This window comes from Novosphingobium sp. PhB165, from assembly GCF_004341845.1.
Classification (GTDB): Bacteria; Pseudomonadota; Alphaproteobacteria; order Sphingomonadales; family Sphingomonadaceae; genus Novosphingobium.
Genome location: NZ_SLVB01000008.1, coordinates 98475 through 109449 on the forward strand (window position 1 = coordinate 98475; position 10975 = coordinate 109449).

8 protein-coding genes are annotated in these 10975 nt (G+C 64.9%); 4 read left to right on the plus strand and 4 right to left on the minus strand.

Annotated features, from left to right (window positions below):
- The first annotated feature begins 19 nt into the window (after positions 1-19).
- The 3 genes from EDF56_RS20820 to EDF56_RS20830 are packed head-to-tail and all read left to right on the plus strand — an operon-like array spanning position 20 to position 2643.
- Complete coding sequence (locus EDF56_RS20820; RefSeq protein WP_132391142.1) at positions 20-1210, plus strand: sulfotransferase; 1191 nt, start codon at positions 20-22, stop codon at positions 1208-1210.
- Complete coding sequence (locus tag EDF56_RS20825) at positions 1207-2223, plus strand: alcohol dehydrogenase catalytic domain-containing protein (RefSeq protein ID WP_132391144.1); 1017 nt, start codon at positions 1207-1209, stop codon at positions 2221-2223. The genes EDF56_RS20820 and EDF56_RS20825 overlap by 4 nt, the downstream gene beginning before the upstream one ends.
- A gap of 12 nt (positions 2224-2235) precedes the next feature.
- Complete coding sequence (locus tag EDF56_RS20830) at positions 2236-2643, plus strand: carboxymuconolactone decarboxylase family protein (protein WP_132391146.1); 408 nt, start codon at positions 2236-2238, stop codon at positions 2641-2643.
- Here the strand turns inward: EDF56_RS20830 and EDF56_RS20835 are convergent.
- The 3 genes from EDF56_RS20835 to EDF56_RS20845 are packed head-to-tail and all read right to left on the minus strand — an operon-like array spanning position 2640 to position 4821.
- Positions 2640-4031, minus strand: coding sequence for a PLP-dependent aminotransferase family protein (locus tag EDF56_RS20835; protein ID WP_132391148.1), 1392 nt, complete (start codon positions 4029-4031; stop codon positions 2640-2642). The two genes, EDF56_RS20830 and EDF56_RS20835, sit on opposite strands and share 4 nt — an antisense overlap.
- 39 nt (positions 4032-4070) lie before the next feature.
- Complete coding sequence (locus EDF56_RS20840) at positions 4071-4385, minus strand: hypothetical protein (protein ID WP_132391150.1); 315 nt, start codon at positions 4383-4385, stop codon at positions 4071-4073.
- 7 nt (positions 4386-4392) lie between these two features.
- Complete coding sequence (locus EDF56_RS20845) at positions 4393-4821, minus strand: DUF983 domain-containing protein (protein WP_132391274.1); 429 nt, start codon at positions 4819-4821, stop codon at positions 4393-4395.
- A gap of 170 nt (positions 4822-4991) precedes the next feature.
- Here EDF56_RS20845 and EDF56_RS20850 point away from each other — a divergent pair, with 170 nt between their 5' ends.
- Positions 4992-5444 (plus strand): c-type cytochrome, encoded by a 453-nt coding sequence (locus EDF56_RS20850; RefSeq protein ID WP_243652753.1) that lies wholly within the window; start codon positions 4992-4994, stop codon positions 5442-5444.
- 67 nt (positions 5445-5511) lie between these two features.
- Here EDF56_RS20850 and EDF56_RS20855 read toward each other — a convergent pair whose 3' ends face one another.
- Positions 5512-10953, minus strand: a complete 5442-nt coding sequence (locus EDF56_RS20855; protein ID WP_132391152.1) for an autotransporter outer membrane beta-barrel domain-containing protein — start codon at positions 10951-10953, stop codon at positions 5512-5514.
- Positions 10954-10975: the final 22 nt, after the last annotated feature.

Sequence of the window (10975 nt, forward strand, 5' to 3'; positions counted from 1 at the left end):
ATCGAGAGAGGTTTAGGTCATGGATTTCGGTTACGATCCCCCGGAGCAGTTCCGCACCGCCAGCGACCGGGCGCATGAGATCGTCGCCGCCGAACTGGGTCATGACGACTTCGGGCCGGGCGACTATCTCCCCGGCCTCAAGGTCATGCTCCAGTCGATGGACTACGACCCGCACTTCACCGGACGGGGCCGCCGGGCCGCCTGGGGCCAGATCGTAGGCGTCCTGCGCAGCCGCGCCGGGGCCTTCCGCGCAATGAAGGACAATCCCGGCTTCGATGCGGTCGCCATCGCCAGCCCGGTCGTCATCACCGGCATCCCTCGTACCGGCACCACTGCCCTGCACCGCCTGATGGCGGTCGATCCGCGTTTTCAGGGATTGCAGACCTGGCTGCTCGACGCGCCGATGCCCCGGCCGCCGGTGGAGCAGTGGGAGAACTATCCCGAGTTCCGCAAGTCCCTCGCCCTCATCGAGGCACGCTATGCGGTGGCGCCGCAGAAGCGCGCCGCGCATCACGTCGCGGCCGAGGAAGTCCACGAATGCTGCATGCTGCTGCGCCATTCGTTCGTATCGAACCTCTGGAACTGCGGCTGGTCGGCGGCAACTTATGACGCCTGGTGGCAATGCCAGAGCGAAGCACCGGCCTACGACTACTATCGCCAATGCGTCCAACTCATCGGCATGAACGACCGCGACAAGCGCTGGCTCCTCAAGAACCCCGGCCATATCGACAATCTCGACCTGCTGTTTGCGGTGTTTCCCGATGCCAAAGTCATCCAGACGCACCGCGATCCGGCCAAGGCGATCCCCTCACTGGTCTCGCTGCTGATGGCCTCGCACCCAACCATCGAACAGGACCGCGCCGACCAACGCGCGGCGATCATGCTGGAGCGCGAAGTGGCGAAATGGGCAAACGCGGTCCGCAAGGCGGAGGCGGTCCGCAGCCGCCATCCGGGACAAGTGCTCGACGTGGTGCACCGCGATTTCCATCGCCAGCCGATGGACGTGCTAGAACGCATCTACGATTTCATCGGCATGGAGATTCCCGATACCACTCGCGCCGGTTTCGCGCGGCGGATCGAGGAAAAGCCAGAGCTGCAGCACGGCGTCCATCGCTATGCGATCGCCGACTACGGCATGACCGAAGAACAGGCGCGTGCGCCGTTCGGAGACTATATCCAGCGCTTCGATCTGGTGGAGAAGGCCAAGTGAAGGCAGCGATCTATCCCGGCAGCGGCCAGCCCATCGTCATCGAGCAAGTGGCGGAACCTCGCCCCGGCCCGGGCGAAGTGCTCATCCGCGTCCATCGCTGCGGCATCTGCGGAACCGACTTGTCGATGACCAAGGGCGGGGTCTGGGACTACGGCCCGAACGCCCGCTTCGGCCACGAATATGCGGGCGAGATCGTCGAACTCGGCCGCGAGGTCGAGGGGTTCCGGATCGGCGAACGGATCGCGGTGCTGCCCTCGGTAGCCTGCGGCCAGTGCCAGTCCTGCCATGCCCACGGCAATAACGTGCTGTGTCGGTCGAGCCCGGCCAAGGCGATGGTCGGTTTCGCGGAGTTTGCCAGCATTCCGGTGAGCGTCGCGACGCGGCTACCCTCGACCTTGTCGCTCACCGACGGCGCGCTCATCGAGCCCCTCGCCATCAGCCTCTACGGCGTCAATTTCGCGTCGATCAGGCCGGGCGACCGCGTGCTCGTACTGGGCGGCGGCACGGTCGCGCTTTACGCGATCTACTGGGCACGGCGACTGGGCGCCGGTCGCATCGTCGCCATGTCGCGCTCGGCGCGCCGCAAGGATCTCTCGCTGGCGATGGGAGCGGACGCTTTCGTTGCCTATGGCGACAACGAGATCGGCGAGGTCGCGGAAGCGCTGGGCGGCGCGCCGCAGATCGTGTTCGAATGCGTCGGCGCCGAAGGCATGCTGACCAAGGCGATCCAGCATGCAGAGCAGTTCGGCCGGATCGTCTCACTGGGCTTCTGCACCGCGCCCGATCCGATTATTCCCGCGATCGCATCGTACAAATGCGTCTCGATCCAGTTCGCGGTGGGCTATTCGATGAAGGAGTTCACATACATCGCGAGCCAGATGGACAAGGGCCACGTCGATCCCAAGACCATCGTGACCAACGAGATCCCGCTGATCGACCTTCCCGCGATGTTCGCCACTCTGCGCGGCCCGAATGACGAGACCAAAGTCCACGTTCGCTGCAACGAATTGTGAGGTGTGAAAGCGATGGGAACCCCTTCCGACAAGCAGGAACGCGGCGTTCGGCTGCTCGGTGACGTCCTTGGCGAACCGCTTGAGGCGGACCTGCGCGAACACATCGACTCAGACGATTTCGGCAAGCAATGCGCGGCCTGGGCCGCCGAATTCGCGTACGGCACCGTCTGGTCCCGCGAGGGTCTGGAAAACCGTATGCGCAGCGCGGTCGTCATCGGCATGCTCATGGCGCTGCGCCAGACGGAAGAATTGAAGCACCACGTGCGGATCGCGCTGGATTTCGGGATCACGCAAAAAGAGCTTGAGGAAATGCTCTACCTCGCAGTGCCCTATGCCGGTTTTCCGGCCGCGAACACGGCCAAGCACGCGATGAAGGACGCACTCCGGGACATCGCTTCCAGCCGTGCGGTTCCGGATTAAACCAGACTGACCCTTCGGGATGCCTCCGGACGGATCAGAGCAGCCAACAAGATCAGGCCTCGTTGCAATCTCTCTCTGGAAATCGATCCGCCAATCGAGACACGAAGCATGGCGCTTCCCGAGTTCGATGCCCGGTCGACCGCGAAAGCATCTCCCGGAATCGCGGAAAGACCGTGCTGGCGCAGAGCGTCCGCAATGTGCTGCGGATGGGCGCCATCGCCCGCCGCGACCCACAGATGATACCCGTCGTCCTGCGATCCGAAGGCTTCGTTCGGGAGACATTTGCGCGCAATCGCCTGCCGCGCGCGGGCTTCGCTGCGAACTTCCCCGACGAGCTTCTCGAAAGTGCCGGTGCGGATCCACTCTGCCACTACGGCGGCATTCAGCGGCGGGGCCATGATAGCCGTCTCATGCATGTCGGCCGCGAGCCGCCATGCCCTCGCCACATCCGGAGCGCGCAGCCAGGCAACCCGTAGTCCCGGCGTCAAAGCCTTCGATACGCTGGCAATGTACCACGTATTGTCGGGGGCAAGCGAGGCAATCGGACTGACAGGGTTCCTTGGCAGGAAACCATAGGCATCGTCTTCGATCAGCAGGAGATCGTGCTTGTTGACGATTGCGGCAATGGCCTCCCGCCGCTCAAGCGGCATCGTCACTGTCGTTGGATTGTCGTTAGTCGGAACGATGTAGAGACCGCGAATAGGGCGCGCGGCGCAAGCTTCGTCAAGCGCGGCCGGGTCCATTCCCCCCTCGTCGGAAGCGATCGCGATCAGTTCGACACCAAACCTGCGGGCCAGTGCCAGCAATCCCGGATAGGCGAATGCGCATACCGCGATCACGTCACCAGCGCTGAATTCGGCGCTGAAGATGGCGTGAAGCGCGTTCTGCCCGCCCGCCGCCACGAGGACGCTGTCTTCGCTGCACGGAATGTTGCGAGCTGCCAGAAGCTCGACACCGGCCTGCCGTATGCCGGATCCGCCGCCGCTGCGCTGATACTGGAATGGCAGGGCCATGCTGTCCGATGAAAGGAGCGCGGAGGCGCAATCGCGAAACGCGGCCGCCAAAGTCCCACCGAATGCCTCCGGCGGCGCGTTCATACCCACATCGCCCGGGTCGCCAGGCGAAATGCCGGGCGAGGAAACCGCCTTGGCACGCACGAAACTGCCGCGCCGTCCGCTTCCTTCGATAAGGCCTAGGCGCTGGGCTTCGCCGTAAGCACGGGTCACGGTGGTCAGGTCCACCGCCAGAGCTTCCGCGAGCGCTCGCTGCGGCAGCAGGCGCTCACCAGGCCGCAGCGTTCCGGCATCGATATCGCGCGACAGCGCCTCGGCAATCGCCAGGTACTTCGGTCCGCGCGCCGCGCTGATATCGGGTATCCAGCCTTGCATGGGAGCCTTCCGGAATATGCATGCGGTTTGCATGCCTTGTCAGTCCCGATGAAAGAAAGGCGGCCGCCCGGCAAGGACGTTTCTTGCCATCTCGCCGCCATCGTGGTTGGCCAGCGCACCGCCTGGAGTCGCTTCATCCCAGAAGCCGGGATCCGCATATTGAACCAAGGCGGCCTCATAACGGGCCATTCTTGCCGCCTGATCTGCCAATAGCGCGGCCACAACTTCGATTTCGGGAAAATCATCCGCCTCCCCGCCGCGGATCATCCCGGCAAGATCGGGGCGGTTGATCGCCTCGTAGAGGTCCGAAACCAGTCGCGATGCAAGATCGAGCCCTTTGGATAGCGTTTGCATGCCCACATCAATCGCCCTTGCGCTCGGCGCGGGCATGAAGATCCGCCCAAAGCTTTTCGGTGCCCGCTTCCTGCGCCTTGTTCACATATTGAGAAGCGACCAGCCACCCCTTGATGTATTGCAGGGGAACCACGCAGCCGATCCCGAGCAAGGGGAACGATGTCAACAAATGCACCCAGAACGGCGGCTCATAGGCAACCTGCAACCAGACCGCAAAAAAGGTGAGCGGAAAGGCCACGATGCACAGCGAGAAGAAAGCCGGGCCATCGTCCGGGGCGGCGAAATTGTAGTTCAGGCCGCACGTCGGGCACGTATCCTGAAGCTTGAGCCATTTACGGAACATGGGCCCCTTGCCGCATCGGGGGCAGAGCCCTTTCAGGCCGCAACGGAAGATCCATTGGCCTTTGCTTTTGGGAGTGGCGTCTTGATCCAGCATCGGGCGGAGCCTTAATCGATTTGCTTGAGTATACATGCCATATATAACACCATTTGCATGGATTCAATATCCATGCAAAAAGCCGCACAAAATTTTGTATGGATCGGCACGGAGGCTATCGTGAGTGAAGGTGATGTGATGGGTCCCGGTGGTCGGGCGACCGCGACGTGATTCAGCGCCCCCTCATTCGGCTGGCATCGATCGTCCTACTTGCTCTGGGGCTCGGCGGCTGCGGCGACGATCATCGCGAAGAACGCTTGCGGGCAGCGGGCCCCCATCCGTCGCTCGATGCCCTGATGAAAGTGGCGGATGCCGATGTCGGTGCCCGGAAATTCCGGCAATGCGCCGCCTGCCACAGCATCATCGAAGGCGCTTCGGATCGGGGCGGTCCCAACCTTTACGGCGTCTTCGGCAAGCCCATCGCCAGCAACAGCCCCCGCTATGGCTACACGGCCGCGCTTTCGTCTCACGGCGGCACATGGGATGAGCGCACGCTCAATGCATGGATCGCCAACCCGATGAAAATGGTGCCGGGCACGACGATGCAATTCGCCGGCGTGGAAGACCCGCTCACGCGCGCGGACTTGATCGCCTATTTGCGGTCTCAAACACCGGGGAAATGACCGGAACAAGAAAAAGGGGCGACGCACCGAAGTGCGCCGCCCCCCCTTTTTTGTACTTTCGCTGCCGTCAGAAGCGGAAAGCAACGCCTGCACGACCAGCAACACCGCTGCTGCCCGAACCGGTAACGCCTTCCACCTTGGCGAAGGCGGAGAGACCGTCCGAAGCGCCCTGCACACCCACTTCCCAACGCGCACGGCCGCCTTCGGCATCATCGCGGAAGTAGAGGTCCTCTCCGCCCGAAGACAGCGTGGCACCGGGGCGGCCGTTCATTTCGCCTTCCCAGTTCGCGCCGACATAGGGCTGGATCGCCCAATTGCCCGAGTGGGTCTCCACGCCCGCGCGCAGGCCCGCGCGGCCATAGAAGCTCTGGACATGGTTGAACTTCGCACCGACGCCGCCCTGCGTCGCGGCAAAGCCGTCAAGGTCGGCATTGGTCCACGATGCACTGGCCGAAGGTTCGAGGAACAGCATGCCGGTGCGGATGTGGTAGCCCGCCTCGATCTCGACGCCATAGCTGGTGCCGTTGGTCTTGGGCGCGCTGGCGCCGTTGTCCATATCGTACTTCAGCGAATAGCGATCGAGCTTCGCCAGACCGTGGGCGAAGAAGCCGCCTGCGCTGCGATAGCGGGCGTAAAGGCCCACGTTGCCGCCGTTGAGCTTGATCTGGTCGCCGGTCGACTTGACCTTGCCTTCCTGCGAGACGTAGCCCGCAGTCATGCCGACGCCCCAGTCGCCGCTCTGGTCGCTGCCATGGCCCCAGTCGAAGCCGAACTGGCCGCCCCACCACGTGTCGCGCACGTCGAGGTTAGGTGCGAACGTCTTAGCGGTGCCCAGCACGGTTTCCGAATACAGCGGGCGCGAGCGGTTGGTCTCGCTGCCGCCAAGGACCTGGCCCCAGAGCGAGGTGCCGTCCTTCGGCGCAATACCGCGCATCTGATCGGACCATGCATCGCCCGAACGGCGCCAGTAGTGGCGCACTTCGGCACCGGTGCGCACCAGTTCGAAGGCCTGCGTGCTGGGCACACCGACCAGATCGACATTGCCCGTCGCATCGGTGACCAGCTGATAATCGACGAAGCCCTTGTTGACCGCGCCGCCATCGAGAACGAAAGCACCGGCAGTCGCCGACGCTGCGTTCACCAGACGGATACCGTCGAAGTTGAACTTGGCTGCCGTGCTGCCGCTGAGATCCGTGATGACGATGGTCGTTGTGCCGGACGCCGCGCCGACATTGAGCTGGTCGGCCGACTGTGCCGGATTGCTGCCCACGGCGCTGGCGCCAAGGTTCGCTTCCAGCACGACACGCGAATTGCCGCTGCCCACGAAGGCCGCATTGCCGAGATCGAGCACGTCTCCGGTGTGGCCGTTGACGAGGCTGATCGTGCCCGAGTTGCGGAAAGTGGTGACGCCGGTCAGCTTCATCGTTGCCGCCGCAGTCGCTGCCGCATTGATGTTCAGCGTACCGCTGTTGATCACCGTGGCATTGCCCGCAAACGTGCTGTTGCCGCCCTGCGCGTTCCACGTGCCCGCGTTGGTCAGCGTGGTCGAGGCCGTGTCGAAGGTCATGTAACCGTTGATCGTGCCGTTGTTGGTCAGCGTTGCCGCACCGCCCGAAAGCGCGACGGCGTGGTTGCTGTCCGCGCCGACCGTGCCAGACAGCACGACCGTCTGGCCGCCTGCCGCATCCGAGACGAGACCATACGTCGCGCCGTGGAGCGTTGCCGCAGCGCCCTGCGTCACTGCAGCACTGCCGCCGGTGGTGATGGCAAGGCCCGCGCCCGTCTTCGAGACGGTGTTACCGCCGCCGACCAGCGTCGCCGAGACGTCCCCAGTGGCCGAGTTCAGGCTGACGGCATCTCCGCTCGCAGCCGATACGCCGGTGCTGGCCAGCGTGATCGCGCCGCTGCCTGACGTGGCGACAATGCCGCGTGCGCCTGCGCCGGTAACGGCCACGGTCTGGACTGTCAGGGTCTGCGCGCCGCTGCCGGTCTGGACCGAAATGCCGTTGGAACCGGCGCCGCTGGTCGCGACGTTCCAGCTGTTGATGGAGATCGAACCGGTGCCGGTCGCCGTGGCGGCAATACCGTCCGAATTCGCACCCCCAGTGGTGACCGAGCCCAGGTTGGTGAGCGAGCCTGCACCGTCACCGACGATGAAGTTCACGCCATTGGCATTGTCACCTTGCGTCGAAACGCCGCCCGAATGGTCGACAGCCGCCGCGCGCAGCAGCGCCGAGGTCACCGATCCGCCCAACGTGAGCGAAACCGTACCCGCATCGGCGCCGCGCACGGTCACACCGCTGGCATCGGCCCCGGTCGTGGAGACCGAGGCGAGCGTGGCAGTGATCGCGCCGCTAGCACCGTTACCGGTCTGCGACAGGATCACGCCCTGCACGCCGTCGCCGCTCGCCTGCACATCGGCCAGCGAGGCTGTGAGCGCACCGTCCGCACCGGTGCCGACCAGTGAGACGCCCGCACCAGTGCCGCTGCCCGAAGCGACGACTACGCTGCCGCTATCCGCCAGTGCAATTGCGCCGCTGCCTGCAAGGTCAACGCCAAAAACCTCACCGGTTTGCGTCGTTGCCGACACATCGCCCAGCACAAGGTTCTGGGTTCCCGTGAAGTCGGCGGTCTGCACGCCATAGGCACCCGTCGCCCCCGTAGCAGTGATCGCGCCGCCACCATCGACGACGAGGCTATTGCCCGCATGCGCTAAAATGCCGGTGGCCGCACCGTCCGTGCTGGTGACGGAAAGCGACGTCGGAAGATGCAGCGTGGCAGTGCCCGTGCCGTCCGCCAGTTCCACGCCGCCGACATCACCGGCCGCGCTGACATCGAGGCCCCCTGTCAGCGTGACCGTCTGGTCGCTGCCGCCATCGACGGTAACGCCCTGCGCGGCACCGCTGGCGCTCTGTACCGAGACCAGACCTGCCGTGGTCAGCGAGATCGCGCCGCTGTCTCCGTAGAGGCCGATGCCGCTGGCCGTGCCGTCCGCCGAAACCGTGACCGGCCCGGCAAGCGAAACGGTCTGAGCCCCCAGGCTCCCGATCGAAAGACCGGTTGCCGTGCCGCCGAGAGAGGACGCATCGTTGGTAACGGACAGCGCACCGCCCAGCGTGACGTTCGCGTCACCGTCGAGGGAAGCGGTCAGACCGAAGGCCGACGCCCCCGCTGCCGAAACCGCCATACCCTGAGCCAGCGACACCGATCCGTCGTTACCGGAAAGGTTGACGCCGATCGCCGAACCGGCGGCTGCCGAGACGTCGAACGTGCCGCCAACCGTCAGGCTGGCGCTTTCCGTCGAATCCGTGAGATCGGCGCCCTGGATATCGCCGCTCGTCGAGGTGAGCGAGAAGTTGCCGCCCAGATCGATCGACTGGGTCGTACCGCCCTGCTGGACAAGGCCTTCGAACAAGTTGGCGCCGGTGAAATCGCCGGCAATTGCCAGCGAAACCGCGCCGGTGGCACCGCTCTGGCTCGACCCAAAACCGCCAACGCCGCCTGCGACGTTGAGGTTGCCGCCGACAGTCGCCACCTGCGACGTGCCCCCGGCCATGAATGTACCGAATGCGATCCCGTCGCCCGCATTGACGGAAACGTCCTGCATCGAAGCAATCGAGAGAGCGCCGCTGCCGACGGCAACCGCGCCTGCAGCGACAGTGCTGCCCTGAACGTTCAGCCCCTTGGCGAAACTTACCGCAACGTCGGTTCCGTCATAAACGAAAGCGCCAACCGCTTCGCCATCGCTGCTGGTAACATTGACCGTGTCAGCCGCCGTGATCGCTACTGCGCCAGTGCTGTCGGTAGAGTAAACGCCATAGACTAAGCCGGCACCGGTCACATCAAGCGCGCCGGCAAGATGAACCTGCTGGCTGGAGCCGTCCGCGATGGCAACGCCATAAGCGTCGCCCGTTCCGCCCTCGACGGTAAGCGCACCCGAACTGGTCACCGAAACGGCGCCGGTGCCGCCGGCAAGGGCAACTCCGCTAGCCCCGTCCGAACCCGTCACCGTTGCACCGATGGCAAGCGACACGGTCTGATCGGTGCCGTCTTCCAGCGAGATGCCGACGGCCGAACCAGCCGTGTTGGTCACGTTGAACAGATCGCCGAGGGTCACGCTCTGCGCGCCGGTCGCGCCGGAAGTGGAGATTCCGCTGGCATCGCCGCCCGCCGCCGAAACCGTCAGCGAAGCGCCGTTACCGCTGCCGGGAATGACCGAAATGTCGACCGAGCTGCCGCCGGTCACATCGATACCCTTGGCTCCCGCGCCGGTGCTGGTGACCGTCAGATTGGCACCGGTGAAGCCCACCGAAACCGCGTCGGTCGCGCCGTTCAGGACTACGCCGCTGGCATCGCTGCCCGCGCGCACGTCCAGATCACCGGGGTAGGCCGTGCCGCCGACAGTTGCAGGCGCGAAGGCCACGGTCTGCGTGGTCCCGCCGGAAACCGAAACGCCGGTCGCCGAGTTGGTGCCGGTCACGCCGACATACTGGCCCGAACCCGTCACGCTGACCGCGCCGGTGGCATTGGTAACCGCAAAGCCAGTCGCATCGGCGCCGGAGACCGTGAAGGTGCTGGCGGCGCTGGTGCGGGTGGCGGCCATGGTCGCGTCGGTAGCCTGATCGACCGACATGCCGGTCGCACTGCCGCTGGTGGAAGTGACGGAAAGCGCGCCGGTGTTCGTGAGCGCGCTGGTTCCGGTCGATCCGTTGCCGCTGACCGCAAGGCCCGTGGCGCTGCCGGTGTTCGACGACACAGTGAGCGTCGCGTTGTTGGCCAGCACGAAGTTACCCGCGCTGGGTACAGTGCCGATACCCACTGCGTCCGCGCCGTCGGTGGTGACTTTTACCAGGTTGGAGTTGGTCGCCGTCAGCGTACCGCCGCCAAGGCCGCTGGCACCGAGACCGAAGAATTGGCCGGATCCGGCCGAATTGACGGTGACCGTGCCCTGATTGACGATGCTGCCGTTGGTGCCGGTGATGCCAAGGCCCACGCCCCCGATGACGCCGCCGCTCGATGGCTGCGTCACAGTGACAGTACCATCGCTGGCGTTGGTGATGGTGGCCGAGCCAGTGCCCAGTGCGCCTGCGAACGCGCCCGTGCCGCCGGTATTGACCGTGCCGTGGTTCTCGATCACGGCATTGCCGGTGCCCGACGTCGTTGCCTCAAGCCCGGTCTGGGTGCCGGTGATCTTCGATCCGCCGAGCGCGCTGATCAAGGCGTCGTGGTTCGCCGACCCGCTGATGGTGACCGCGGTCGGGGTTCCGGTCGCGTTAACAACCGCCGTGCCGTAGATATCAATCCTCAGATTGGCGGGCGTGCCATATGTCGACTGGTCGTAGCTGATACCATTGGCGAAATCGGTGCTGTCGCTGATGCACGAGACGACATTGGGATCGGCAGAGGTAGCGGGCACGCCGCAAGCACCGGAAGGCACTGCCTGAGCGACGCCGGGCGCGAGTATCACGAGGGTCAGCGCCGACGCGCCGGCCATGAGCTTGGTCTTCAAGGCAATTCTCCTGTTAGCGCAG

Coding starts and splice junctions, on each gene's coding strand:
- EDF56_RS20820 (WP_132391142.1), top strand. CDS start 20: ATGGATTTCGGTTACGATCCCCCGGAGCAGTTCCGCACCGCCAGCGAC.
- EDF56_RS20830 (WP_132391146.1), top strand. CDS start 2,236: ATGGGAACCCCTTCCGACAAGCAGGAACGCGGCGTTCGGCTGCTCGGT.
- EDF56_RS20835 (WP_132391148.1), bottom strand. CDS start 4,031: ATGCAAGGCTGGATACCCGATATCAGCGCGGCGCGCGGACCGAAGTAC.
- EDF56_RS20840 (WP_132391150.1), bottom strand. CDS start 4,385: ATGCAAACGCTATCCAAAGGGCTCGATCTTGCATCGCGACTGGTTTCG.
- EDF56_RS20845 (WP_132391274.1), bottom strand. CDS start 4,821: ATGCTGGATCAAGACGCCACTCCCAAAAGCAAAGGCCAATGGATCTTC.